This is a genomic window from Corynebacterium sp. HMSC075F02, assembly GCF_001838335.1.
GTDB classification, from domain to species: Bacteria; Actinomycetota; Actinomycetes; order Mycobacteriales; family Mycobacteriaceae; genus Corynebacterium; species Corynebacterium jeikeium_D.
This window is the reverse complement of record NZ_KV836329.1, coordinates 68,670-94,519: the sequence shown is the minus strand read 5'-3', so window position 1 is coordinate 94,519 and position 25,850 is coordinate 68,670. Positions and strand designations below refer to the sequence as shown.

The window sequence follows — 25,850 nt, the reverse complement described above, 5'->3', positions numbered from 1 at the left end:
CCTTGTGTGGGGTTGGGTGCTGCGGCCCACTTTTGTTTTACCCACAGGTAAACGGAATTAACTAAGCGTCGATCGGATCCTCGGTTTCCTCTTTTGGTGAATCCTCGTTGGCTCTCTGTGGCAGACTGTCTCTATGACTAATCAGACACCTAACTCCGATGTGGTTAACCTCGCTTCTTCTGAGGACGAGGCTCAAGACAACTTCACTCCCGTAACGACCGAAGAAGGTAAGCTACAACAGCTTATTGAATGGCTCGAAGAACACGTCTCGGCCTATTCCTACTTGAGCGAGGTTGTCCCCTTGGGTGCCTCTGAGGAAGACATTAAGAAGGCTCGTGCGTCAGTCAATGACCGCGGCGCTCGTATGCCAGACGCCATTATTCACGGTTCGATGATGGTCCTGGGGGCGGCTGTCAACCACTCTTCGCCATACCTTGCGTATGCCGACGGCAAGGTAGAGGTGACGGATACGACGGTGGGGGATAGTCCTAGCGTTCCGGTTCGGGTTTTTGTCCCGCAGGATCCAACCGGGTCTGTGGTAGTTGCTGCACACGGCGGCGCTTTCTGGATGGGTGACGGCAGTCTGCGTGAGAATTCCTTCGGCCCAAATATGGCTGCCCTGGCAGCCCGATCGGGCGCAATTGTTGTGGATGTGGATTACCGTCTCGCGCCAGAGCATAAAGTATCTGAGGCCGTCAATGACATCGCGCGGGTAGTCGCATCTGTTGCAGATGATTCGTTGCAGCTTCAAAAATTGGGTGCAATGCCCATCAGTGATCAGAACCCGATAGTTCTCTATGGTGTCTCTTCAGGCGGCCACAACGTTGTTTCTGCGGTGGACCAGATTAGTCAAGACACTCCGGTTGCTCTGTTGCTCGTTGCCCCGGCTCTAGACCTGCGTGGTGCTCCTGCGGTGTGGTTGCAGGCATTCTTCGGCACCTCTGATGATTCGGCAAAGGAAGTGTCACCGGGATTGCATGAGCCGTCGCGAAGCATGCGTGTCCACGTTCAGGCGGCCTCCCGCGATACTGTCGTTCGGCCAGCTACCGAGTACCTGAAGAAGGTTGAGGAGGCAGGGGGAGAGGCCTCTCAGGCGGTATTCTTGGCGACTCACCAGATTGCGGTTCCAAAGGTTCAGCGAGAACAGATTACGGACGCGGCGCGGTTCATTCTAGAGGCCACTCACACGGAACGTGAGCTGCCAGAGGATCCGGCAGGTGAATACGATAAGGAAGCGATCGACCGGCAGAACGAAGAGTCATGGGGCAAGAGCTAGTCAATCCGTTTCAGTTCCCAATGGCGCTCTCGCCGTGCATGTGAGCACCGCGGAGGGGGCGCTGCTAAGGGAAATCGGGGGCGGGTCTAGAACAGTTCAGTGCCAAAATGTCGGGGGCTAACAGCCCCCGGACTAGTTCAGCGGCAGGAGGTTGCGCTTCGTTGCGTGTACCTCTTCCACCCGGTCGATGTTGCGTTCGAGCACATTCCAATCGTTGACAGGAATATTGCGCTGGGCTTGGGCAATGATTGACTTGTCTGGAGTGGACCACGCGAGCGGCACTGGGGTGATCTCGTCGTAGAACTCGGTGCGGCTCTTGTGTGTACCGGCCACAGCAACAGCTGGCACCTTCGCGCCCACGCGGCGGGGGACACCGGAAATCGTGGTGACCGTACGTGTAGCCAGGGCCGGGACGGGCTCGCCATCGGAGGGGTTTTTACGCATGTCCACCAGGGTCATCAGCACCATGGTCCGCTCATCCACACGCGCAATCATGGCCGGAACCAGCGGGGATTCGTCGTAAAGCTCTTGCGGATCCTTAATTGCGCGTCGCACCTGGAAGGTAACGCCGACGTAGAGAGCCGCGAGGGCGAAAAGCACAACCGCGCTGCCGATAACAAACGGCGTGCGGTCGAAAACTATTAGAACCAGCACAGCGCCGACGAGCAGCAGAGCAGAGAAAATGCCGGAGGAGATGAGCAGTCGGCGGGCATCGCGGTAGTACTCGTTGTTGGCGTTGGTGTGCTCGCGGTTGACGGGGAAGTGAAAGTTCATGGCAGTCCTTTAGTTATCCAGTTTTCTAGGATTCCGAGCTAGCGGTGGAATCACCGGGCAGGGAGGGCCCGAGGTACTCATCAGCGTCGACGATTCGGTAGGCGTAGCCCTGTTCCGCCAGGAAACGCTGGCGGTGAGCTGCGTATTCGGTATCGAGCGTATCGCGAGTCACCACCGAGTAAAAGACGGCGCCACCACCATCGGACTTCGGGCGCAGGAGACGCCCCAGGCGCTGTGCCTCCTCCTGTCGGGAACCGAAGGTGCCGGAGATTTGCACGGCGACAGAGGCTTCGGGAAGGTCGATGGAAAAGTTCGCAACCTTGGAGACCACCAGCGTGTTGATCTCGCCGCGCCGGAACTTCCCAAAGAGCTCCTCGCGTTTGGCGTTGGACGTCTTTCCTTCGATGACGTCGACGCCGAGCTCTTCGCCGATCTCTTCGAGCTGATCCAGGTAGGCACCAATCACCAGAGCGGGTTCGCCCTCGTGTCGGGCAAGGATTTGCTTGACGACGGGAATCTTCGTCGGCGTCGTTGCGGCCAGACGATACCTGTCGGAGGCCTCAGCCGTGGCGTAGAGCATGCGCTCGGACTCGGTTGGGGTCACGCGGACCTCAACGCAGTCAGCCGGTGCGATCCAGCCCTGGGCTTCGATGTCCTTCCACGGGGCGTCGTAGCGCTTCGGGCCAATCAGGCTGAAGACATCGCCCTCGCGGCCATCTTCGCGCACCAGGGTAGCGGTGAGCCCCAGTCGACGGCGCGACTGCAGATCCGCGCTCATTCGGAATACAGGAGCGGGCAGGAGGTGGACCTCGTCATAGATGATGAGGCCCCAGTCGCGGGAATCGAATAACTCGAGTGCGCGGTATTCTCCCTTAGTCTTGCGCGTGACCACTTGGTAGGTCGCAATGGTGACGGGGCGAATTTCCTTCTTTTCGCCGGAGTACTCGCCGATTTCGCCCTCGGTCAGCGAGGTGCGTCGCAGCAGCTCGTCGCGCCATTGCCTGCCGGCGACGGTGTTGGTGACCAGAATCAACGTGGTGCGCTGCGCGTCTACCATGGCCGCTGCACCGACGATTGTCTTGCCTGCGCCACAGGGCAGCACCACGACGCCGGAGCCGCCTTCGCGGAAGGAATCAGCCGCCATGCGTTGGTAGTCGCGCAGTTCCCAGGTGTCGTGGCCTCCGGTGCCCTGACCCTGCCAAGCGATGGCGTGTGCCTCACCGTCGATGTATCCGGCGGTGTCATTGGCAGGCCAGCCGACCTTCAGCAGCTCCTGTTTGATTCGGCCTCGCTCGGAGGGGTGCACGGTCCAGGTGTCGGCATCGATTTGCTCACCGAGCATCGGACGTATCTTTTTGTGCTTGGTCACCTCGGCCAGTACCGCAGGGTCGTGTGAGACCAGAATAAGGCCGTGAGCTGGATGCTTGGTCAGGCTCAGGCGACCATAGCGGTCCATGGTCTCCGCGACGTCGATAAGCAGCGGCTGTGGGACGGGGAACTTGGAGAAGCGCTCGAGGACATCGACCACCTGCTCCGCGTCGTGACCGGCGGCGCGAGCATTCCACAGCGCCAGCGGGGTGATGCGGTAGGTGTGCACATGTTCAGGAGCACGTTCGAGCTCCGCGAACGGTGCCAGCGCCGCGCGTGCCGCATCCGCCTCCGGATTATCGACCTCCAGCAGCACCGTCTTATCCGATTGGACGATCAGCGGCCCCGTACCGAAACCCATTATTTCCTCGCCTCGCAGACATTCGACCAAAAATAAGCTAAAGGTCAATTCTGCCACGATTACGCAGAAGATGCGTCACGGGCTCGAATCATCCCGAACCGCCACATTCGCTTCTGCATCGCTTTACGACGGTCCGCGCGCCCGCCGCCTAGTCGACAGGATGTACTTCGGTAATGCGATGCAGCAGGAAGCGCAGCACTTGACTGGTGGCCGGGTCGATAGCATCGACCTGCCCACCGGAGACGGTGACTGGGCGCACGCGCTTGCGGCCGGGTTTGCCGTTGCGGTCAACGTAGCTCAAATACAGGTCGTCGCCATGGCGAGCCGCGCGCTGCAGAAGCTTGAACGCTTCGGTGCCGGAGGCGTAGTCGCTCGTGCCATTGGTGCTAGTGCTGGCACCGGCAGCTGTCCCCGTACCTGTCGCCGAATCTGCAGCCGAGCCAGAGACCCCAGCAGTGCTGCCACTGGCCGTAGCGCCACTGGAACTACCGGCGTGCTCAGCAGCACGGTTGCCATCGGCAATAGCCGTCAACGCCTGGCTGATGCGTTCCGGTTCGGGCATCGTTGTACGCGCAGCGGGCACCGGAGCCGGCGCCTCAATGCGGCAGGGAGCGCGACCGAGATCCAGCACCAAACCCTCTGCATCTTCGGCGATGATGGAAAAGCCCGCATTTCTAGCGGTCTCAATCACCTGGGCAAGCGGGGCCTGGCTAATTAGCACCGTTTCGGCAATCTTCCGCAACGCCAGGCTTTGTCCAGCCTGGTGACTCTGGAATGAGGCCAGCAGGGCCGGATCGTCACAGCGGATAAACGAAGCTGCGGGGCCACCGCGGAGACGACCGTGGCGGCGGGCGACGTCGTCAAGCAAATAGGTAATGGACTGCGGCACCTCGCCGACGGCGTAGCGCGAAAGAAACTCCGAGATATCGGCGGCATTGATGCCGGCGTCGAGGGCATCGCGAAGGCTGTCTTCGGTCACGCGGTAGACGCTGGCGAGGCCGGGAGATTCCAGCTGCGCAATCGAACTGAGCATGCGTTCCATCTCCGGGGATGCGGGGCCCGGTACGACGATGGTGTTGTCCGCCTGAACCATCAGGTACGAGGCGTTCGGTGGCAAGAGGTTGTTACAGGCGGCACGCAGATCGTCGAAGGCCTCGGCGGTGCCGGATTCGATGAGCGCGACCATGGCTTTGCCAACCTCGCTAAGGCCGACGGAAATCGTTTCCACGCCCGGGTCCCGCACGACGATGCCGAGGGCGACCAGCTCGTCGACCACGCCACTGAGCGTCTCGTCCGTGCACCTCGCGTTGGTAATCGGGTAGTAGTAGGCGGCGCATTCACGCAGGTCAGCCAGAGCAACGATGTCGTTGTCGCTTGCCGACGACGCCACCTGCGCACAGCAGGCCAGCACCATTTCCCGGATTGACGGTACCCCGGAGAGCCGAGCTTGTGGGGAGAGTAGAGCAATGCGCTTGCCTTCCTCATTGAGCTGGTCGACCCGCCAGGGAGCTGCGTCGCTAGTGCGAGTGCCGACCGTCAAACTCACCCACCGGTCAACCAGGTCGGCGTCGAGGAAGCCGTCGGCTGCCAGCGTGGGGGCGAAATAGTCACCACCGCTGTCGTGCAGTGGCAGCGGATGCGGAGTGCCGACATGAACCAGGCCCGCTGCACTGAGATTAGCCACGCCGCGAGCCAACTCCGAGATGTCGACGCCGAGCTCCTCGATGAGACTGCGGGTTTCCCGCACTCCGATGACACCGTTTTTCAAGGTCGGCGCGGGGTCGGTTCCCAGCAAGTCCAGCAGGTCAGTCGCCTGTCGCAAAGTTTCCCAGGCAGTGGCGGCAGCACGGTCGTTACCGCTGGCGATCGCGTGGGTAGCGGGGGTTTCGGGGCGCAGGGGGACGTCGTCGTCGGCAAGCCCGACTCCACGCATAAGCGCGCGAACGGTGGCGGGCAGGCGGACGGTGCCCTCGTCGATGCGTTCGAGCAGGCCGGCGTTGATGAGCGCTGGGACCGGCAGTGAAGGGTCGGCATCCGGATGAGCGTCCTTTGTGACGCCGAGCCCTCCGGAGTTGGCGAGGGTATCCAGGAGACGCTGCTGCCTGTCTGTGACCTCGGTGAGTGCCGTGCGTAGCTGGCTGCGGCTGGGGCCATCGGGATTGGGCAGAAGATACCAGCCAGGTGGCAACGAGGTGGCGACCTCATCGCTGAGGCAGAAGTAGTCCTGCCAGGGCAGAGGCTTCTTGCGGGTGGACTTGCCGGTGAAGGTGCCGCGGGGGCCGGGACCGTTGCCCCAGATGAGTCCGTATTCGCGCAGGGTATCGAGGCTTGTCCGAATATGCGTGGCCGTGGGCCGTTGATTGGCGGGAACCTCTGCTCGAGAGAGTAAGTCGAGAATGTAGTCGATGAGGGCGTCCGCAGTGACGGGTTCGGCGTCAGCACCGAGGTCGGCGGCGGCCTCAATGCAGGCGAGCTCCAGTGCGGGCAGTCTGGTCAGCGCGCGGGAGACAGAAGCGCGGAGCTGGAGCCTTGCCGCTAGCACCTGGGAAGACTTCGGCGGTGGCGACAGCGCATCGGGGCGATTGCTGAGGATAGTGCCCACAAATTGGTCTGGTTGACCTGCCAACCAGTCGGAAAAGAGTGCAAAGGGGGTGGTGCTAGTCATGACAATCCCCACTTTAGTGAGATTTAAGGAGGGGAGAAGGTGACTGGGGAGAAAATTTTTGGGATAATCTCAGCATGGCTAACGTTGCAAAGAAATCCTATGTCGATCCCGGCTGGCCGAAGGACCTCGAGCCTGGTCAGCACGCTGTTACTGAACTGATTGCTCACCACGCTGGTGCAGATTCGCCTTTCGGCGACATTGAGTTCCCGGTTGATCCGGAGACTCTGGGTTACGTGCACCCGACCACGGTGATTAACAAGTAATCTTTTAGGTTCTTAGCAGAGCTACATCTGCTGGAGGCCCGCAGCCGTGACTGCTAGTTCAGTCATGGCTGCGGGTTTTCACATCTGTGGCCTCGGGGCGGGGGCTTGAGTAGGGGCGCTTGAAGTGGGGGCTTGAAGTGGGCGGGGGCTTATTCAAGCCCGTTTCCGGTTAATCCACCGGAATGGCCCCATGGATGCGGGCTGCAAATGTGAAACTGTGTAAGTTTATGACACTTTCAAGCCATTTTTCGGGCCATTTTTGTCATAAACGCAGTCACTAACTCGCGTTGGCACGCCGTTGCCAGCCATAAACGCAGACAGTAATTCACGCAGTCACTAACTCGCATTGGGTCGGCACCGCCAATCTGCGGAAGGCAAAAAGTAGCCCCGAGGGGATTACCCTCGGGGCTACTGTGATGAGCTGGCTAGCTCGAAAGTCTTAGATCAGACCCTGCAGCTTCGACAGGTCGAACGGAATGGCTGCGACCAGTTCCTGCGGGAGCTCAACCTCGCCGGTCAGTGCACGGAACTCAGCGATGAGTGCCTGAGCGTCGGACAGGCTGTCGACGTTGGACAGGCGGTCAGCGAACTGCTGAACCAGGTCGGTCTTGGAGTCGGAAGCAGCAGCTGCCGGAGCGGCCTGTGCGCGAACAGGAGCGGAGCCCTGGCTCGGGTGCGGACGATCGGTCGGGCCGGAGGAGAGACCCAGGCTTGCGGAGCAAGCCGGCCATGCGCCCCAACCCTGCTGAGCCAGGACCTTCTCAGCAACGTAGATCTGCTGCTCGCGGGAAGCCTGATCAGCGGTCGAAGCGAACTCGTTACCACCGAAAGCGTTCCAGGTGCTTGCGGAGAACTGCAGACCGCCGTAGTAGCCGTTTCCGGTGTTGATGTGCCAGTTGCCACCGGACTCACACTGTGCCAGGCGGTCCCAGTCGGAGTCCGGAGCTGCAGAAGCGGTCGGTGCGAAGATAGCGGCACCGGCACCGAGGATTGCGCCGGTCAGTGCAACCTTTGCCGAAGTGGAAGCGAAGGTGTTGGTCTTAGCTGCGTGGCGAGCCATATGAAAATTTCCTTTTCGTCGATTTTCTTTGTGGCGCCAGTGGGGCTAATGCAACCCCATCTCACTCTTATGGAAAGTTCTTCACGTTGTTGATAACGGGCCGATGTCATCGCACTGGAGTGAGATGAAGGCGATCTATGCGACTTCGTCCGTTAAACGCGTCGATTGCACACCGTAGCGGTTGATAACGAAATAGTCACGCGAATCGCCGGATTCTTAATTTTGAGCGCAGGTGGGAAATATACATAAAAGTAGGTGAAACTGCAGGTAAAAGACGTGACTGTTATTGGTGTTGTGTAAGTTAAAACTTCAAAATGTGATAAAGCTCACGTTATCGTCTTGTTATTTTTCCGGTTTTGGCGCGCCGCATGCACTGAGAAGGATGGCCATAAGAGATAGCCATAAAGAACCAACGCTGGCAGTTAGTTGCCGTCTCGGTGCGTCAATCCGCGAGAGTGCTCGCTTCACACAGATCCGTCTTCCCTTTATGTCCCCATCTATGGGTATAATTGAGTTCTTTAGGTAATCGGAGGTGACGTGCACATGCACGCCGCTACCGCTGCCGCCACTTCGCACTAGTAAGCAGTAATAAATAATGTGTTCCCGGTTGGAGTGCGTCCTGTTTTGGTCGCACCTTAATTAAAGGAACACCATTAAGACAGCACCCGGCCTGGCATATCCTCGCGGTCCTGTCTGGCCAAGCTCGCCCCGAGCGAGCCTCTAACTCTGGCCATTTGTGCGTGCGAGGACGGTGGCAAATGCGGAAGAATTGCATCTCCGATCCGAAGACCCCGAAGGGCAGTCACCGCTGCACAAGGGGAACGAGGTTGAGTGCCCCCAGTCACAGGGCACGGGAAGGTTAGGTGGAAAGTGCCCATCGGTAAGGTCAGGTGGTACGACAAGGATCGCGGTTTTGGCTTCGTTTCGAATCCGGACGGTGAAGATGTCTACATCGGCAGGAACGTGCTGCCGAAAGGCGTGGAAGAACTCGTAACTGGTCAGCGCCTGGAGTACGACTACGCTGACGGCCGCCCAGGCCCGCAGGCTCTCCGGATCAAGGTGCTCGACGAGGGACCGCGCGGTGCCCGTCACCGCCGTGGCGGGGCAGGTGGGGGCGCAGGAGCCCGTCGTCAAGCAAAGAAGCACAGCCCCAGCGATCTCAACGGCATGATTTCGGACATGATTTCCATGCTGGAGTCGACGGTGCAGCGTGACCTGCGCGCCGGGCGTTACCCGGAGCGTAAGGACGGCCACCAGATGGCTGAAGTCCTGCGTGCGGTCGCGCGCGAGCTGGACTCGTAAGTCGGTAGAAGATGTGAAAAACGCCCGCTCACGAAGGTGGATAACCTCAGTGAGCGGGCGTTTTGCTGTGCTTTACGACTGTTCGTTGACGATCGACCAAGTAATACCGTAGGTGGTCTCTTCACCCTCGGAGTTCTTTCCGATGAGCGCGGTGGAAACCTCCACGACCCCGAGTGGGGTGCGTTTGCCGGCAACAGCTGCGGAGCCGGCGATGGTCTCGGTCGTGGCTTCGCCCGGATCCTTGCGAGAGGTGGAGTTGACCGCATCGTCGGAGAAGAAACGCTGCAGAGTCCAAGAGTTAGAGCCAACAGTGGAGCCGACGTTAACCTCAGCTGTCTCCTGCTCGCCCAGAGAAATCTTGGCGGCGTTGGCCTCAGTCGTGGTGCAGGCATTCTTCTCAAAGAGGTCGCAGACACGGTAGGGAAGAACCTCTGTGGTTTCGCCGTCCTGAATGACCTCGATGGACAGCGCGTGCGGGTCGTCGATTGCCTGGTTGGTCCACTTATTGACAGCAAGGACAATGCCGGTGACGACAAGACCCACCACGACAATAGCGCCGACAACCATGAACGCCTTACTATTCTGTTGCCAGCGGCGCCTACTCGATCCCATCAACTCTCACTTCCCGACATTCGTAACGGAATTGAAGCTACGTTCAGTCACACTAGCCGTTTTCGGGCCAGATACTGCTATTCACTCACGGTAACACGGTAGGCCGTGGGCCATTTCTTCCCTGTGAGCAGGAACTGGCGGGGGCCATTGGGGGAGGTAGAGGAAGAATCCGGCATTAGAGCAATGCCGTTGAGCACATCAATACTGTTTTGCTCTGCTGGGGAGAGCTGCGCGTACAAGTCGCGGAAGAGTTCGGTGGCATCGACGATGCCTGTGACCTTTCCGTCTTCCGGGTTGATGCGGTAGGTGAATGGACTCTGCCAGACGTTGGCCCAAATCTCGCGGTGCGATTGCGGGGAGTTTGGTCCGTCCGCGTTGCTCTGGTTGTTTGAATCGCTCGTGTCCGCTGGTGCTTCGTCCGGCACTTCGTCCAGAGCTGCGTCGCCGTTGACAGTGACGCACTCAAGTTCGTTGAGCCACGTTGTCTCTGTACCTGCTGCAGTGACGGGCAGTTGACGCTGGGAAGAGAGGTCATCGGGGGCGCGGAAAGTGAGGGTGCCGCTGCCGTCGGAGGTCACGATGGTGTCCTCGAAGGAGCACGCGCCCCAGCCCTCGGTGTCGAAGGGAACCTCGCGACGCTGCTTGAGAGTAGCCGCGTCGCGTTCAATGGCGCGTCCTTCCTTCCACGTCAGCTGCCACACGGTATCTCCATGACGGGTAACCCCCTCGCCGAAGAGTTCAGGCTGTAAATCTTCCACGTTGGTCGGCTCGGCTGCAGAGTTGTCGAGCCACTGCGGCAATCGGTAAATCTGGGACTCGCCGTAGAGGCCGGTACCCATCAACAAAGAGCCATCGGGTTCGAACTCAAGGCCCTGGACAAAAGGCGCAGCGACGTTCTTCTCCGTGGGAAGTGGTGGAGCCAAGACAGGATAGGACTGCTCGATGGCCAGTTTCAGTGTCGGAACGTCACCGAGCCCCGGCACCTTATCGGCACCGACCAGCTCGGAGGGATTAACCGATGCCGAAGTCGACCTTGGGGCGGTGCCGGAGTTCGAGTCCGCACTAGCGCCACTAGAAGGGGCCTCGCCTGAGGGATCGCCACCTGAACCAGTTTCAGCCGCACAGCCGGCCAATAGGGCGGCAGTTGCCACGGAGAGGATGGCAGCTCGGACCGTCGTAAAGCGTGATGAGTGGAAGGTGCGGGCGGGTTTTGCGTCGCCCGACGGGAATCTGTCCATAGCTTCACTCTAGGATAGGAAACGTGACTGAAAATCGACGACGTTCCCGAAACAGCCGCCGACGGGGGAAGGTGATGAATCACCAGGCGGTCGACACTGCCCGTACCGCGATTGAAGAGCTCGGGGAGGGGCCTGCCGGCGCGCACACCGGTGTAAGTGTCGTAGGCGAGGGCGTTGCGGTGCATCGTTTTGCGGCTGACCTGCCCGGATACAGGGGCTGGGAGTGGCATGTGGTGGTCGCGTGCGCGCCGGGCACTCAACAGGCGACGGTCAGTGAAGTGGCTCTTGTCCCTGGCGAAACCGCGCTGCAGGCGCCTGAATGGGTGCCCTACGAGGAGCGGCTGCGCCCCGGTGACCTCGGTCCGCGCGATTTGTTGCCGGCTGCAGTGGGAGATGAGCGACTCGACGGCGATGACTTGCAGACCCGCACCTTGTCGGCGCGTGGTGTGGAAGACACCGAGCAGCGTTGGGAAGAGGGCGATACCGGCCCCGAGAGTGACTTTGCTCGGGAAGCATTGCACCGCTGCCGAACCTGCGCCTTTATGGTCCCGCTGACCGGGCCGCTCGGTAAGAACTGGGGCGTGTGCGTTAACGAATGGACATTCGATGCCACGGCCGTAAGCTTTGACCACGGCTGCGGTGCTCACTCAGCTATCCCGGAAGTAACGGGGCAGGGTGCACCGGTGGCGGAACCCTACCAGGATTCCCACCTGTAGCTTTCCACCTAGGCAAACGCGATGACGAAGAAGGTGCAGTTTCGACGCCACTGTGGCCCCAGAGACTGCACCGTTACGGATTTCGGCACAAAAATTCCGCTCTGACACGGATAAACACGTGACACGGATAATAAAGAGACTCTAGAGAGGCATAAAAAATGGACAAAGGTACGTCCACCTCTGCAACATCCTCAGATGAGGCGAAGGACTCCAAGCCTGCACGGAAGGGGAGCCATCTTTCGGCAGTGGACCGCTATTTTCACATCACGGAGCGCGGTTCGACGACCGTGACCGAGATTCGCGGTGGCGTAGTGACCTTCTTCGCGATGGCCTACATCATTCTGCTCAACCCGCTGATCCTCGGCAATATCGAGGATGTCAACGGCAATAGCCTGGGGATACCACAGGTCGCCGCTGTCACTGCGCTCGCCGCGGGTGTCATGACCATTACTTTTGGTCTCTTTGCCAAGTACCCCTTCGGCATTGCGACGGGCCTGGGCATCAACACCCTGGTTGCCGTGACATTCGTTGCTAACGAGGGACTGGCCTGGGAAGAAGCGATGGGCCTGGTCGTGCTGGACGGCGTGATTATCGTGCTGCTGGCGCTGACCGGATTCCGCACAGCTGTCTTCCACGCGATTCCGTCCGATATGAAGGCCGCGATGAGTGTGGGTATCGGCCTATTCATTGCCATGATTGGTCTGGTCGACGGTGGCCTGGTTCGCCGTATTCCCGATGCCGCTGACACGACTGTCCCGGTGCAGCTCGGCATCAATGGTCAGATTGCCTCGTGGCCGACCGCCGTGTTCGTCCTCGGGCTGATTATCTGCGGCATCATGGTTGTCCGCAATATTCCAGGTGGCCTGTTCATCGGCATCGTGCTGAATACCATCATTGCGCTCGCAGTCGAGGCCTTGACGGATGCGGGCCCCTCCTTCGCTGATGGCAAGCCAGTGCCGACCGGTTGGAATCTCGCGGTACCGACTCTGCCGGACCGCGTAGGCGGCATGCCGGACTTGTCCCTCGTTGGAGCTGTGGATCTTTTCGGATCCTTTGCCCGCGTCGGTGCCCTCAGCGCCACCATGCTGCTGTTTACCTTGGTCCTGGCGAACTTCTTCGATGCCATGGGCACGATGACTGGTCTGGGCAAGCAGGCCGCACTTGTCGATGAAGACGGTGTGCTGCCGGACATGAAGCGCGCACTGGTTGTCGAAGGCACCGGTGCCATTGTCGGTGGTGCAGTCAGCTCCTCGTCGAACACCGTCTTTGTGGATTCCGCAGCGGGCATCGCCGATGGTGCACGCACTGGCCTTGCCAACATTGTCACCGGCATCCTCTTTCTGGCAGCGATGTTTTTCACCCCGCTCTATGAAATCGTGCCCATCGAGGCTGCCGCGCCAGTGCTGGTCATCGTCGGTGCCATGATGATCGGGCAGATCACCGAGATTGATTTCACCCGTTTCGACATCGCACTGCCGGCATTTTTGACTATTGTCACCATGCCGTTTACCTACTCGATTGCAAATGGTATCGGCATCGGTTTCATCACCTTTGCTGCGATGGCTATCTTCTCGGGTCGTGCCAAGTCCGTACATCCGCTGATGTGGATTGTCTCCGGCCTGTTCATCATCTACTTCGCCGCCGATCCGTTCACCGCTCTGCTGGGCGGCTAAAGAGTTTCCATGAGTACCACCACATTCCTCGAACGCTTTGCGCCCATCGTCGTCGACGATCCCGCCGACAGCCGTCTCGATGACATCCGCAACCTCAACAAGTCCGATTCCCGCCCCGATTTGCCCGGTGGGAAGGGGCTGGTCATCGCCGAAGGCACGCTCATTGTGCCGCGGTTAGTGCGCTCACGCTTTCCGCTCCGCGCAGTCTTTGGTACTCGCCAGAAGCTCGCATCGCTTGCCGACGGACTGACCGCGAGCGAGGCCGCTATTGCGGAAACGGTGCCCTGGTTTGAACTCGACCGCGAGGTTCTGGCCGCAGCGGCCGGATTTGATCTTCACCGCGGCCTGCTGGCCACCGCTGACCGCGCGCCGGAGCTATCGGTGGACCAAGTTCTGAGCGGAGCCACCACCTTGGCCGTGATGGAGGGAGTCGGTGACCACGAGAACATCGGAGCCCTGTTCCGTAACGCGGCGGGCATGGGCGTGGATGGGGTCGTCTTCGGCGCGGCCTGCGCCGATCCGCTGTATCGCCGCAGCGTGCGCGTTTCCATGGGGCATGTGCTGACAGTCCCATTTGCGACTCTGCCCGGTACTACGACCACCTGGCAGCGAAGCTTGGACCAGCTCAAAGAGCAGGGCTTCCGCGTGGTGTCGATGACCCCTGCGGGCACGGTGGACCTGTGGGATGCCATGGACACGGACAAGGTCGCGATTCTCGTTGGCGCTGAGGGGCAGGGGCTTACCGAGCACGCGATGGTAGCCACCGATGTGCGTGCTCGCATTCCCATGTCACCGGGAACTGACAGCCTGAATGTGGCTACCTCCGCGGCGATCGCGTTCTACGAGCGACTGCGCGTTCAGTCGCAGCGCGCAGTGCGGTAGAGACTATTTCCCGAACTTGCCTCGCGCCCGCCGCCAGGTGCGGCCAGCGAAGTTCTTGGCCTTAGCCCCAAAGCGACTGAGCTCCTCCAGAAAGTCTCGGTTCGGCTCTGCGTTGTGAACTTCGTAGTCGTCGTAGGCGCGGTCAAGCTCTGCGCCAGACTCGGAGGAACCCGGCTCACCCATTAGCCCGCGTGGACTACGAGACGTCGAATACGAAGCTCCGGGAGCCGCACGACGGCCATCCACCGCAAAACCACTAACAGGGATGTCTGTAGCGGGCGAATGCGGGTCGAATCCGAGCCAGTCGGTGATGACGGCGTCGGCAAGCTCTGCCGGAACGAACGGCAAACCGACCCCCTCGCGTGGACGTGAACCCGTATCTTCGAAAGCGTCGGGCAGCGGGCGGTGCTTGCCCGCCCAGAAGCTGCCCTCTGCGGGGCAGGGAAGACCGATATCCTCCAGCGTGCGGTAACGAGTCGCCGAGAAGGCGCGCTTGAGTTCACCATCGTGCCAATGCGCAAAGGCACCGAAGCCCGTGGATTTATTCGACACACTCGCGTAGACGTCCGTGGCGGCAATCTCCTGCCGCAGACGAGGCGACAGCTTGGACAGCTGCGAGACATCATCGAGAACCGTCTGCAGTACGGCAACGCCCTCAAAGCCACCGATGTAGTATTCACCGTCACCGGTTTCTGCCGAGCGGTTGAGCGGGAAATCACCAATCGGTGTTACCGGCAGCGTTGAGTCATAGAGAGCTAGGAAACGACGCCCGAAACCGCGGTCGTGCTGAACACCTGTCTCCAGGGTCGCAGCAGGGTCATTGGTGCTGATAAACCAAATTGTGACTACACCGCGGCGAATCGCGGAGAATTCGAAATCAGAAGCGTTGCCACTGGTCATGGAGCTCATTGTCGAGGGAAACTCCTACTTCTTCGGGCCGTTCGGACGTACGCCGAGTAGCACATCCTCCCAAGACGGCATGACAGTCTTTTTCTTGCGCTTCGGCTGCTCTGCGTCCGGGTGCTGCAAGAACTCCGCCTCGTCAATATCGTCGTCGGCGGCATCGCTTTGCGACGGAACATCCTGCTCCCCGTGGCCTCGCTGCGGCTCCGCCGAAGACTGCCATGCGGCTGGCATCTCAGAGGTATCCGCGGTATCAGCAGCTCGATTGGCCTGCGGAGCCAAGTCTCGGTTGCGGCGGGCAAAGTCGGGGTCAATCAGCTCTGCTGCCAGCTCATTGCGAGCAATGGTGAGCGCGGAAAGTCCCTCCGCCTGGTAACTCCACTCAGCTACGTTGGTGGTGTGGCCGACATTCCAAGTAACCGTCACAATCCACTGTCCACTCGGGTCGCGGTAGGCGTCCCACGAGGCATCGGCGAGTTCCTGGCCACGGGCGGCAAAAGCGGTGGCGAGAATCTCCCACAGGGACAACTTGGCCGGGCCATCAATGCGACGTGGCTTCGACTGCTTGCCGAGCTCCGCAATACGTGCGCGCTCCGCAAGCACCGGGTAGGCGAAGGACTCAATCTTGCGCGGCTGCATGCCGCTGTACTCAATGAGCTCCTCCACCGTCTGGCCGCTGCGAATGCGATCCTGGATTTCGCGCGGCGACAAAACTACGCGGGGCTCTTCCAGAACTGGCTTCGGTGCCGTTGGAGTCTTCTTCGGTGCCCCGCCTGCCGTAGCGGAGTTGCCGGCCGCCTCGCTGCCTTCGGCCGCGTCGCCGCTTGCGGTGGTGGCTTCCGCTGTGCTGCCACTAGTGGAACTTCCGTCGGTGGAGCCCCTCTCTGCGGTAGCACTCTCCCCAGAGCTACCGCTGGCAGTGGCGGTGGCGGCGCTGGATCCGTCGGCAAGCGATGCGGAATCAGCTACAGCAGGGGAACCAGTGGCATCGGCGAGCTCGAAGTGCTCGACCAGGAAAGTGCGCAGGTTCTCGTCGAGAGGCAGCGTGAAGCGAAGTCCCTCCTGCCGTTCCTGCTCGGTGATATCGGCGGGAACGAGAATCAGTGAATCGGTCACATCGCCGTCCAGAACGGGCTTCAGCTCCCTCATGCGAGAACCTCCTTGTTGGTCGACGTTATAAGTAATGCTCACTAATCATGGTAAACGACAAAACTCCCGCGTCACGGACAAATGGGGCAATGCCCTTGCGCGTGGCGCGGGAGTTATGCGGCTGAGGCCGGTATTTGGCTGTTACTTTGCAGCGTAGCCGTTGTCCAGAACCCAGTCGATAGCGCCAGTCAGACGACGGATGTCCTCCGGGTCGATGGCCGGGAACATACCGATGCGCAGCTGGTTGCGGCCCAGCTTGCGGTACGGCTCGATGTCGAGGATGCCGTTGGCGCGCAGAACCTTGGCAATCTGTGCGGCGTCGATGTTGTCCTCGAAGTCGATGGTGCCGACGACCAGCGAGCGCTTTGCAGCATCGGTGACGAACGGAGTTGCCTCCGCACGGTTCTCAGCCCAGTTGTAGAGGTGGGAGGAGGACTCGGTGGTGCGGGCAACCATGCCGTCGAGGCCGCCGTTGGCGTTCATCCACTTGACCTGATCAGCCAGCATCAGCAAAGTGCCGACGGCCGGGGTGTTGTAGGTCTGGTTCTTGCGGGAGTTATCAACGGCAGTCTGCAGGTTCAGGAAAGCCGGGATGAAGCGGTCGGAAGAATTGATCTTCTCAATACGCTCGATGGCAGCCGGGGACATTGCAGCCAACCAGATGCCGCCGTCAGAAGCGAAGCACTTCTGCGGGGAGAAGTAGTAGACGTCAGCCTGGGACATGTCGACCGGGAGGCCGCCGGCACCGGAGGTGGCATCGATAGCCACGAGCTGGCCCTCGGAGCCTGCCGGGCGGGTGACCGGAACCATGGTGCCGGTGGAGGTCTCGTTGTGAGCCCAACCAATAAGGTCAACGCCCTCTTCGCCAGCGACAACCTCAGGTGCGGAACCCGGCTCTGCTTCGATGATCTGCGGAGCGTCGAGCCACGGAGCCATCTTGGAGGCCTTGGCAAACTTGGAGGAGAACTCACCGTAAGTCAGGTGAGCGGACTTCTTCTCGATGAGCCCAAAGGTGGCAGCATCCCAGAAAGCGGTTGCGCCGCCGAGGGACAGGACAATCTCGTAGCCTTCCGGAAGCTGGAAGAGCTCAGCCAGACCCTCGCGAACCTCACCAACAACGTTCTTCACTGCCGGCTGACGGTGGGAGGTACCCATGATAGAGGTACCGCCGTCAACGATTGCCTGAATCTGTGCCGGGCGAACCTTCGACGGACCGCAACCAAAGCGGCCGTCGCCGGGCTGGAACTCTTCAGGGAGGACTGGGAATTGATCGCTCATATGAGGCGCAACCTTTCAAAGTGCATTCAAAGTGAAGCTTGATATACAGCCGTTGTCTTCAAACTCTAGCGGTAATCGGGGGTACTTATAGCAAAAGGGTGGGGTTCAATTGCCCCCGCTTCCGTACTTTGCATAACAAAACAGGGTGGATTGGCGTATTTGCAAAGTTTGCGAAGAATTTTTTCCAGTTTTGTTGGTGCTGAAAACTTGGCGGTGTGGGGCCTCGGGCGGGCGGCGAGGGGTGAATTATTGTGGATTTAGTCGATGTGTTTTCGGGCGTCGGCTCGATGGCTTTTGAACTTTTAAAGACATTGGCCGCTGAATGGGCTCCTGACCTCCTGATTAGTAAATGGGCAGTGACAACGTAATAAACCCGTTTTTTCCATTTGCATTTCGGGGTGAAGAGGGGTCAAGATTGGGTAAGCCCAGGCTGCCCGAATGGGGTAGAGGGTGTTGCACTGCTCACACTCTTTGATATTGTGTGTTCTAATCCACTGCAGGTGTCGGTTCTTTATGGTTACGACACGGTCGATGTGAACTAAGCAAACTTTTTTCACTGGGCAAGATGCAATGGAACGCAAATGTCGCGCATAATTGAATCATTGAAAACAATGCGACCCCGAAGGGGTGGCGTGGAGTTGGGAGGCAGCATGCTGTTTTCCGCTGTGCCTGCTTCCCCCGCACTCTGGAGTCGTTAAGAAGAATTTTTCTGTGAAAGGGAAGTTGTGGCTACTAAAGACGGCAAGGCTGTACTCCACTACCCGGGCGGCGAGTTCGAGATGGACATCGTCAAGGCAACCGAGGGTAACGACGGTATCGCACTGGGCAAGATGCTCCAGGAAACTGGACTGACCACCTTTGACCCGGGCTACACCGCCACCGGTTCTACCGAGTCCAAGATCACTTACATCGACGGCGGTAACGGCATCCTGCGCTACCGCGGTTACCCGATTGAGCAGCTGGCTGAGAAGGCTACCTTCAACGAGGTTTCCTACCTACTGATTCACGGCCACCTTCCGTCTGAGGAAGAGCTTGCGCAGTTCAACCACGACATTCGTCACCACACCCTGCTGGACGAGGACTTCCGTCGCGCATTCAGCATCTTCCCGCGTGGCGCACACCCGATGCAGACCCTGGCTTCCTCGGTCAACATCCTGGCTTCCTACTACCAGGACGAGCTGGATCCGCTGAACGAAGAGCAGCGCAACCTGGCTGCGGTTCGCCTGATGGCTAAGGTCCCGATGCTGGCTGCATACGCTTACCGCGCATCCAAGGGTGAGCCGTACATGTACCCGGACAACAACCTGAACGCTCGCGAGAACTTCCTGCGCATGATGTTCGGTTACCCGACCGCTGACTACGAGGTTGATCCGGTAGTGGTTGATGCTCTGGACAAGCTGCTCATCCTGCACGCTGACCACGAGCAGAACTGCTCCACCTCCACCGTCCGCATGGTCGCTTCCTCCGGCGCTTCCATGTTCGTCTCCATCGCTGCTGGTATCAACGCTCTGTCTGGCCCGCTGCACGGTGGCGCTAACCAGGCTGTTCTGGAGATGCTCGAGGACATCCAGCAGAACCACGGTGGCGACGCAACCGAGTTCATGAACCGCGTGAAGAACAAGGAGCCGGGCGTCCGCCTGATGGGCTTCGGTCACCGCGTCTACAAGTCCTACGACCCGCGTGCAGCTATCGCTAAGAAGACCGCCCACGAGGTGCTCCAGCACCTCGGCGGCGACGAGCTGCTGGATCTGGCTATGAAGCTGGAAGAGATTGCACTGGCTGATGACTACTTCGTCTCCCGCAAGCTCTACCCGAACGTTGACTTCTACACCGGTCTGATTTACCGCGCCATGGGCTTCCCGACGGACTTCTTCACCGTCCTGTTCGCCATCGGCCGCCTCCCGGGCTGGATCGCTCAGTTCAACGAGCAGGTCACTGACCCGGCATCGAAGATCAACCGTCCTCGCCAGATTTACACCGGCGAGACCGAGCGTGACTTCGTTCCGCGCGACCAGCGCTAAGGATTTTCTAGCGATTACCGCGTAGGAGTTTCTCGCAGGTAACTCAGCATAGAAAAGTCCAGCGTTGAAAACGCGAAAAGGCGCGTACTAGCCTTCGAAAGGTTGGTACGCGCCTTTTATTTTTCCTAGAATTCTAAGAAACCCCATTTAAGTTGGGTCCATTTACGTTGGGCTGAATACCAACTGTGAAAAAGCCAACTGTGATAGGAGATTGTCTTGTCCAAGCCAGAACTCACTGCTAAGTCCGGTCCGGCTCCGACGGAACTCGTCATCAACGACCTCACTGTCGGTGACGGCAAGGAGGCCACCCCGGGTGCTCGTGTCGAGGTCCACTACGTGGGTGTTGACTACGAAACCGGTGAAGAGTTCGACTCTTCCTGGAACCGTGGCCAGTCCATCGAGTTCCCGCTGAACGGCCTGATTGCCGGTTGGCAGGAAGGCATTCCGGGCATGAAGGTCGGCGGTCGTCGCGAGCTGATTTGCCCTCCGGAGAAAGCTTACGGCCCGGCTGGTGCAGGACACTTCCTGTCTGGTAAGACCCTGGTCTTCGTCATCGACCTGTTGGACGTTAAGTAGAAGTCCGCATGCTAGCTCTGTTGGCCGGCTGAGCTTCGCTCCGCTTCGCGGTTCCTGCCCATCCCTCCGTCGGCGGTTTGCAGGATTTCCGGCGAAGAAAGTGACTGCGTTTATGACACTTCAGGCGTGAAAAATTGCCCAAAAGTGTCATAAACTCAGTCACTTTCTTGCTTTCTGAGGTTGGGGTGGGGGGGCTGAAGGCCCAAACCAGCCCCACACCAGCCCCACACCAGCCCCCAGACCCCTTACTCACCCAGCGCGAAGCGACGGTAGTGGTCGAAACGCTGCTCACGGCCAACGCGAGCCGGATTCTTCTCCAGCTCCCAGAGGGCGTGCTCGATAGCACTCAGAGCACGGCGGGGCAGTTCGGCCGGATTCTCAGGTTCGGCCACAATCTCGTCGATGACCCCGGTCTTCAGCATGGCCTCGGCGCCAACGCCCTGCTCCTCCATCATTTCCGGGGCATGCTCGGTGTCTCGGTAGATAATCGCCGAAGCACCCTCCGGCGGCAACGGAGACATCCAAGCATCGTGCATTGCCAGCACGCGGTCAGAGGGCAGCATGGCCAGCGCACCGCCACCGCAGCCCTGGCCGAGAATGAGTGACACGGTCGGAACCTTCAAGTTCACCAGCGTGGTCAAGGTGCGGGCAATCTCGCCGGCCATGGCATTTTCCTCGGCGTCCTTGGTCAACTCAGCGCCTGGGGTGTCAATGACCGTGACCAGCGGAATGTTCAGGCTTTCCGCGATGCGCATCGCACGGCGGGCAAAACGCAGAGAACCCGGACCCATTGGATGCGTGCCCAGGGGTGGCTGATTATGGCGATCCTGGGCGACCAGAATCACCGGCCGCTCACCAATCCGCGCCAGGCGAGCCCGAACCGACAGCGACTTGTGGCCATCGCCAGTGCCGGAAATCGGCACGGAGCAGTCGACAAGGGCATCGATAATGTCGCCGCCACCTGGACGAGAAGTATCGCGGGTGCGCAGGATAGCTTCCCAGGTATCGCGACCATCAATGGCTGCTACTGGCGGTGGGGTGGGTTCGCTGGGGTCTCCGTCGGCAAGCACGTCGATGGTGCGGCGGACAGCGCCGCGCAGACCTTCGAGCGGAATGATGCCGTCGATAATGCCCTGCTTGAACAGGTTCTCGGAGGTCTGAACGCCTTCGGGCATGGGTTCGCCGGTAGCGAGCTCGACGACGCGCGGGCCGAGGAAGCCGAGAAGTGCGCCGGGCTCTGCGAAGGTGAAGTGGCCTGCCGACCCCCACGACGCCATGACACCACCGGTGGTGGGATTGCGCAGGTACACCAGGAATGGCAAGTGAGAATCCTTGTGGCGCGCCACTGCGGTGGTAATAGAGATCATGAGCGCGAACGCCGCAGTGCCCTCCTGCATGCGAGTGCCGCCCGAGGTCGGGGAGAGCAACAGGGGCAGCTGCTCCGCAGTCGCGCGCTCGATGCTGCGAATAATACGACGAGCGGTTGCGGCGCCGATAGAACCGCCGAGGAAGCCGAACTCAGAACAGATGACGGCGACGCGCTTGCCGCCGACGGTGCCTTCGCCGGTGATAACGGCCTCATCGAGACCGGTTTTCTCAGCGGCGCGGGACAGTGTGCCGCGGTAGGCCTCGTCGATGTTGCCGTGCTCGGGCGCGCCGTCCCAGGATGTGAAACTTCCGTGGTCGAGGACGGTATCTATTACTTGTTGGGCGCTGATTCTAGCCATACCTCCACGGTAGTAAACAAGGGGTAAACCGGCTTAGTTGATGGTGGGCGGAAAGGGGTAGCGCTATTGTCGGAAAAAACGTGTCCGCACTACCGAGGAGTCGAACCAATGCCGATTACTGAGCGCCTCACCGAGCTGGCTGAACAGAGGCCAAACGTATGTGTCGTCGGTTCCATCAACGCAGACCTGACCGTCACCGTGAAGCGCCTGCCGCATGGTGGCGAGACTATCGAGGGCAGTCCTCTGCGCATTCTGCCGGGCGGTAAGTCGGCGAATCAGGCGGCGACGGCTGGAAGACTGGGCGCGGCCGTGGAACTGGTCGGCGCGGTCGGTTCGGATCCCAATGCGCAGTTGCTGCGCGACGCGCTTACCGACGCTCACGTGGACATCTCTGCAGTTGAGACCGTCGACTCTGCCACTGGTACAGCCATGATTGTCGTTGATGATGCGGCGGAGAATTTCATTGTCATCTCCGCTGGCGCCAATGGTGAAGTCGATGCTGAGATGGTGCGCAGTCATGCGGACAAGATTCAGCGGGCTGGGTGCCTCGGTCTGTGTCTGGAGATTTGTGATGAGGCTGTCCTGGCCGCCGCACAGATTGCCCACGATGCGGGTGTGCCGGTGGTGTTCAACCTGTCGCCGATTCGGGCGGTCAGTGAGGATCTGCTCGCGCTGGTCGATGTCCTCATTGTCAACGAGCACGAACTCGCAGCCATCATCGGCTCCGAGCGCGCGGTCGCCGGTTGCGAGCACGGTCAGTGGGATGCGGTTGGGCGCGCGCTTGCCGACGAACACGGGATTTCCACGGCCATTGTCACACTTGGCGGGGAGGGGTCTGCGGTCTTGAGGACGTCGGAAAGCGAGGTGGCAGTCACTCGCATTCCAGCGCTGCCCATCGAGGTCGTGGACACCACGGGCTGCGGTGATGCGTACATGGGTACGGTCCTCACCGCGTTGGCCGCGGGCGATGATGTGGTGACGGCAGCTCGTCTTGCGGCGGTGGTCTCGGCTCATGCGGCGACAGGCGTGGGGGCGCAGACCTCCTATGGCGAGACAGGAAAAATCGCGCAGTTTGCGGCGGACCATGGTCTATAAGGTGCGCTGCGCAAAGGCCTATAAGGTGCGCTGAGCAAACTACGCGATTGACGATTATTCGGTTTTAGGTGACCGTGGCCGAAGGAGTCACGCTCTTTTGGGCAGGGCTGGGGCTAGCTCTTGGCTGTCAGAGCCTTCTTCCAGCTGACCGCGGCACCGGTGCGCAGGACATTGCGCGGGTAGATCCAGGCGGCGAGTGCGATGACTGCGGCTACTCCCACAACCATGATTAGCAGCGAAGCCGCCAACTGGAGTGCGGAGAAGTTGCCAACGGCGTACTGCATCGGGGCAGTGGTGATGGAAACCGGTGGAATCCACGCTGCAATCTGCATGACGGTAGAGTCCAGCTTGCTCCAGCCAAACAGCGGAACATACATCGTGATCAGCGAGAACACTAGTACCGGCATCTGTGCGCCCTGGAAATCTTCCATACGGCTGACCAAGGATGCGGAGGCTGCATACAGCGCGGCGAAGAAGAAGTAACCGAGGATGAAGCACGGGACCAGCAGCCAGACTGCGGACCACGGCACATCGAAGCTCTCCGCCAATCCGGTAATCATGAGGGCAACTGCGGCGCTGGCGGTCAGCACGCTCATCATGATGATGCCAGCCAGACCGGCGCCGAGGATCTTGCCAGCCAGCAGGTGCGCCGGGCGAACGGTCGAGAGAATGATCTCGATGACGCGGGAGGACTTCTCCTCGATGACGCTGGTGGCCACCGCGCCGCCGAAGACGAGGATGGCGGTCATCATGACCATCACACCAATCAGTGTGATGACCACTGCGGGCATCTTCTCGTCTTTGGCTTCATCCAGCGACTCCACCGACACGGCTGCGCTTTGAGTCTTGGAGAAAAACTCGCTGGGGTTGATTCCGTTTTCGCTGAGCAGCATGGCTTCATTTTGTTTCTGCAGCGACTCCTGCAGCATTGGGGCCAGCCAGGATGGGGCGTCGTCGGCAAGCAGCTTCCACGAGCCCTCCTTGCCTTCTGCGGTGTCGGGGACGAGAGCGGCGTCGGCGTCGCCGTCGGTGACGGCAGCGCGAGCGGCCTTGTCGTCTGCCGCGGACGTAATCTCCAACGGTGAGAGCGATGCTGTGGCAAATGCGCCGGCTGCGGCATCCGCGCCTTCAGCATCCTTTATTTCGGCGGTAGCGTCGGCGAGAGAGTCCGCGAACGGCGCTTCTCCGACGACCGCGATTTTTACGGTGTCATTATCGGACTTGGAGGTCATGTAGTCGGCAACGAAGATACCGCCGACGGCCGCCACTGCCATGATGATGAGCGTGATTAGCGAGCTTTTCTTCAGCAGATGCTCGCGGAGTTCGCGGACGAAAACAGTCTTGACGGCCGTTGAGGCGTTGTAAGTGTTGGTGCTCATTGCTGTACGGCCTCCTGGTAGAGCTCGGTAAGTGGAATTTGCAGAGGTCCAAACGAACGGACCGTTCCCGCTGCCATCGCGCTGTGTAGCAGCTTCTGGTCGGTGTCGGCGGGGGCGTTGGAATCGAGGTGAACGACGGTGGCACCATGGGTATCACGCTCCACGCTTGTCACGCCCTCGACGGAGGTCGCCCAATCCTGGGGCGCACCATCGAGCTTGACGACGAAAGCCCGTGGGCCCCGTGCTCGCAGCTCATCAACAGTGCCTTCCACGAGCATGCGGCCGTCGCGGATGATGCCGACGCGGTCACACATGCGCTCGACAAGGTCGAGCTGGTGGGAAGAGAACACAATCGGGGTGCCGCGGTCGGCGTACTCCTTGAGTACGGAGCTCATCACCTTGACCGCAACTGGGTCGAGACCAGAGAAGGGCTCGTCGAGGACTAGTATTTCTGGGTCGTGGACGAGGGAGGCTGCCAGCTGCACGCGCTGCTGATTGCCGAGCGAGAGCGTGTCGACCTTGTCGTTGGCACGCTCGGTGAGACCGAGGCGCTCCAACAAGTTGTCGGCATTGGATTCCGCGCGCTTGGTGGGCACACCGTGTAGGCGAGCAAAGTAAATCAGCTGCTTGCGGACTTCAGCCTTGGGGTAGAGGCCGCGTTCTTCTGGCATGTAGCCAATCGTGCGGCGCAGCGAGTCATTCATCGGGGTATCGCCGATGCGCACCTCGCCTTTATCGGTGGCCAGCACGCCCAGGGCAATGCGCATAGTGGTGGTCTTGCCGGCACCGTTAGAGCCGACGAAGCCGTAGATTTCTCCAGGGTGAACTTGGAAGCTCATGCCACGGAGAACCTGCAGGTCTCCGTAGGACTTCTCAAGCCCGTCAATAATGAGGCTGTTCATGGTGATCCTTAGATTGAGGAGTGAAGGGCAGAGGAGGGATATGAGTTTTTGAGCCCGTACTAGTCGTCGCGCAGATTCCAGGCGTAGACGACGGTGGGCAGCGTGGAAATGTAGAGGAAAGCGATAATTCCGAAGATTCCGAAGCTGTACGGAATGTAGCGTCCCCAGTCAGGTTGCGCGTTCAGGACATAGGTGCCCACCAGAACGAGAGCAAGGAAGGCCACCAAGCCGAAGTAGGTGAAGCAGCGATATGTCAGCCCCCGCAGGTTCAGAATCTGTTCCTGCTGGTATTCGTCCAGTAGCGAGGTCGGTGCGCTGTCAACCATGTCGACTGTGATGTTGAGGCTGGTCCAGACGACGACCATAATGAGGGAAATCACTGGCCAGAGCAGAGAAAGCCATCCCGGGAAAATATCGGTCAGGCTACCGAGAAGCGCGATGCCGCTCAGCAGCATCAGCACAAGGCACACCTCGAATGCGATGACCAGCTTCCGCCGCGCCGCCTGGTTGCGCCACTTGGGCAACCAGCTCGACATCTGCTCGACACGCTTTGTGTACTTCGCTTCGCGCCGGGCTTCTAGCTTTTCGAAAAAGTTCGGTGTTGCGTCTTCAGTCCGAATAGCTGGCATC

At 60.0% G+C, this 25,850-nt stretch carries 22 protein-coding genes; 9 read left to right on the top strand and 13 right to left on the bottom strand.

Annotated features, from left to right (window positions below):
• Window positions 1-133 precede the first annotated feature (133 nt).
• A complete protein-coding gene (locus tag HMPREF2920_RS10330; protein WP_049171987.1) occupies window positions 134-1,276 on the top strand; it encodes an alpha/beta hydrolase in 1,143 nt (380 codons plus the stop codon).
• A 132-nt stretch (window positions 1,277-1,408) separates the two neighbouring features.
• Here HMPREF2920_RS10330 and HMPREF2920_RS10325 read toward each other — a convergent pair whose 3' ends face one another.
• The 3 genes from HMPREF2920_RS10325 to HMPREF2920_RS10315 form a co-directional block, all read right to left on the bottom strand.
• Entirely contained in the window at window positions 1,409-2,050 is a 642-nt protein-coding gene (locus tag HMPREF2920_RS10325) for a DUF3239 domain-containing protein (RefSeq protein WP_049171985.1), read from the bottom strand.
• A 25-nt stretch (window positions 2,051-2,075) separates the two neighbouring features.
• Window positions 2,076-3,779 carry a DNA repair helicase XPB gene (locus tag HMPREF2920_RS10320; protein ID WP_070854160.1) on the bottom strand — a complete coding sequence of 568 codons (1,704 nt, stop codon included), beginning with the start codon at window positions 3,777-3,779 and terminating at the stop codon, window positions 2,076-2,078.
• Window positions 3,780-3,927: 148 nt separating this feature from the next.
• Window positions 3,928-6,444 carry a helicase-associated domain-containing protein gene (locus tag HMPREF2920_RS10315; RefSeq protein WP_070601693.1) on the bottom strand — a complete coding sequence of 839 codons (2,517 nt, stop codon included), beginning with the start codon at window positions 6,442-6,444 and terminating at the stop codon, window positions 3,928-3,930.
• 74 nt (window positions 6,445-6,518) lie between these two features.
• Between HMPREF2920_RS10315 and HMPREF2920_RS10310 the strand changes: the two genes are divergently transcribed.
• A complete protein-coding gene (locus tag HMPREF2920_RS10310) occupies window positions 6,519-6,707 on the top strand; it encodes a hypothetical protein (protein ID WP_016423317.1) in 189 nt (62 codons plus the stop codon).
• Window positions 6,708-7,146: 439 nt separating this feature from the next.
• On the opposite strand, the gene HMPREF2920_RS10305 is transcribed toward HMPREF2920_RS10310, so the two are convergent.
• Window positions 7,147-7,767 carry a transglycosylase family protein gene (locus HMPREF2920_RS10305; protein WP_016423316.1) on the bottom strand — a complete coding sequence of 207 codons (621 nt, stop codon included), beginning with the start codon at window positions 7,765-7,767 and terminating at the stop codon, window positions 7,147-7,149.
• Between the two features lie 870 nt (window positions 7,768-8,637).
• Here HMPREF2920_RS10305 and HMPREF2920_RS10300 point away from each other — a divergent pair.
• Window positions 8,638-9,069, top strand: coding sequence for a cold-shock protein (locus HMPREF2920_RS10300; protein ID WP_070545904.1), 432 nt, complete (start codon window positions 8,638-8,640; stop codon window positions 9,067-9,069).
• Window positions 9,070-9,141: 72 nt separating this feature from the next.
• Here HMPREF2920_RS10300 and HMPREF2920_RS10295 read toward each other — a convergent pair whose 3' ends face one another.
• Together HMPREF2920_RS10295 and HMPREF2920_RS10290 are read right to left on the bottom strand one after the other, a co-directional pair.
• Window positions 9,142-9,636 (bottom strand): DUF2771 family protein, encoded by a 495-nt coding sequence (locus tag HMPREF2920_RS10295; RefSeq protein WP_049193037.1) that lies wholly within the window; start codon window positions 9,634-9,636, stop codon window positions 9,142-9,144.
• A 122-nt stretch (window positions 9,637-9,758) separates the two neighbouring features.
• The gene (locus HMPREF2920_RS10290) at window positions 9,759-10,919 is read right to left on the bottom strand and encodes a glutaminyl-peptide cyclotransferase (RefSeq protein WP_070854159.1); all 1,161 of its coding nucleotides are present in this window, start codon (window positions 10,917-10,919) and stop codon (window positions 9,759-9,761) included.
• A gap of 23 nt (window positions 10,920-10,942) precedes the next feature.
• Here HMPREF2920_RS10290 and HMPREF2920_RS10285 point away from each other — a divergent pair, with 23 nt between their 5' ends.
• The 3 genes from HMPREF2920_RS10285 (at window position 10,943) to HMPREF2920_RS10275 (ending at window position 14,190) form a co-directional block, all read left to right on the top strand.
• Entirely contained in the window at window positions 10,943-11,635 is a 693-nt protein-coding gene (locus tag HMPREF2920_RS10285) for a DUF3027 domain-containing protein (RefSeq protein WP_224433761.1), read from the top strand.
• Window positions 11,636-11,793: 158 nt separating this feature from the next.
• Entirely contained in the window at window positions 11,794-13,308 is a 1,515-nt protein-coding gene (locus HMPREF2920_RS10280) for an NCS2 family permease (protein WP_016423312.1), read from the top strand.
• 9 nt (window positions 13,309-13,317) lie between these two features.
• Window positions 13,318-14,190, top strand: a complete 873-nt coding sequence (locus HMPREF2920_RS10275) for a TrmH family RNA methyltransferase (RefSeq protein ID WP_070601699.1) — start codon at window positions 13,318-13,320, stop codon at window positions 14,188-14,190.
• A gap of 3 nt (window positions 14,191-14,193) precedes the next feature.
• On the opposite strand, the gene HMPREF2920_RS10270 is transcribed toward HMPREF2920_RS10275, so the two are convergent.
• The 3 genes from HMPREF2920_RS10270 to serC all read right to left on the bottom strand — a co-directional run bounded on the left by HMPREF2920_RS10270 (window position 14,194) and on the right by serC (window position 17,520).
• The gene (locus HMPREF2920_RS10270) at window positions 14,194-15,099 is read right to left on the bottom strand and encodes a DUF6928 family protein (protein WP_070601701.1); all 906 of its coding nucleotides are present in this window, start codon (window positions 15,097-15,099) and stop codon (window positions 14,194-14,196) included.
• 15 nt (window positions 15,100-15,114) lie between these two features.
• A complete protein-coding gene (gene sepH, locus HMPREF2920_RS10265) occupies window positions 15,115-16,242 on the bottom strand; it encodes a septation protein SepH (protein ID WP_083301581.1) in 1,128 nt (375 codons plus the stop codon).
• Between the two features lie 141 nt (window positions 16,243-16,383).
• Complete coding sequence (serC, locus tag HMPREF2920_RS10260) at window positions 16,384-17,520, bottom strand: phosphoserine transaminase (RefSeq protein WP_049171366.1); 1,137 nt, start codon at window positions 17,518-17,520, stop codon at window positions 16,384-16,386.
• A 725-nt stretch (window positions 17,521-18,245) separates the two neighbouring features.
• On the opposite strand from serC, the gene HMPREF2920_RS10255 reads away from it, so the two are divergent.
• Both HMPREF2920_RS10255 and HMPREF2920_RS10250 read left to right on the top strand, forming a co-directional pair.
• Entirely contained in the window at window positions 18,246-19,541 is a 1,296-nt protein-coding gene (locus HMPREF2920_RS10255; RefSeq protein ID WP_016423307.1) for a citrate synthase, read from the top strand.
• Window positions 19,542-19,757: 216 nt separating this feature from the next.
• A complete protein-coding gene (locus HMPREF2920_RS10250; RefSeq protein ID WP_005511805.1) occupies window positions 19,758-20,117 on the top strand; it encodes an FKBP-type peptidyl-prolyl cis-trans isomerase in 360 nt (119 codons plus the stop codon).
• 245 nt (window positions 20,118-20,362) lie between these two features.
• Here HMPREF2920_RS10250 and HMPREF2920_RS10245 read toward each other — a convergent pair whose 3' ends face one another.
• Window positions 20,363-21,844, bottom strand: coding sequence for a carboxyl transferase domain-containing protein (locus tag HMPREF2920_RS10245; RefSeq protein ID WP_070601703.1), 1,482 nt, complete (start codon window positions 21,842-21,844; stop codon window positions 20,363-20,365).
• Window positions 21,845-21,952: 108 nt separating this feature from the next.
• On the opposite strand from HMPREF2920_RS10245, the gene HMPREF2920_RS10240 reads away from it, so the two are divergent.
• Window positions 21,953-22,939 carry a ribokinase gene (locus HMPREF2920_RS10240; protein ID WP_016423305.1) on the top strand — a complete coding sequence of 329 codons (987 nt, stop codon included), beginning with the start codon at window positions 21,953-21,955 and terminating at the stop codon, window positions 22,937-22,939.
• A gap of 113 nt (window positions 22,940-23,052) precedes the next feature.
• On the opposite strand, the gene HMPREF2920_RS10235 is transcribed toward HMPREF2920_RS10240, so the two are convergent.
• The 3 genes from HMPREF2920_RS10235 to HMPREF2920_RS10225 are packed head-to-tail and all read right to left on the bottom strand — an operon-like array spanning window position 23,053 to window position 25,849.
• The gene (locus HMPREF2920_RS10235; protein WP_016423304.1) at window positions 23,053-24,318 is read right to left on the bottom strand and encodes an ABC transporter permease; all 1,266 of its coding nucleotides are present in this window, start codon (window positions 24,316-24,318) and stop codon (window positions 23,053-23,055) included.
• Window positions 24,315-25,220 (bottom strand): ABC transporter ATP-binding protein, encoded by a 906-nt coding sequence (locus HMPREF2920_RS10230; protein WP_069359659.1) that lies wholly within the window; start codon window positions 25,218-25,220, stop codon window positions 24,315-24,317. Before HMPREF2920_RS10230 ends, HMPREF2920_RS10235 begins: the two co-directional genes overlap by 4 nt.
• A 59-nt stretch (window positions 25,221-25,279) precedes the next feature.
• Window positions 25,280-25,849 (bottom strand): hypothetical protein, encoded by a 570-nt coding sequence (locus HMPREF2920_RS10225; RefSeq protein ID WP_049189717.1) that lies wholly within the window; start codon window positions 25,847-25,849, stop codon window positions 25,280-25,282.
• Window position 25,850 lies beyond the last annotated feature (1 nt).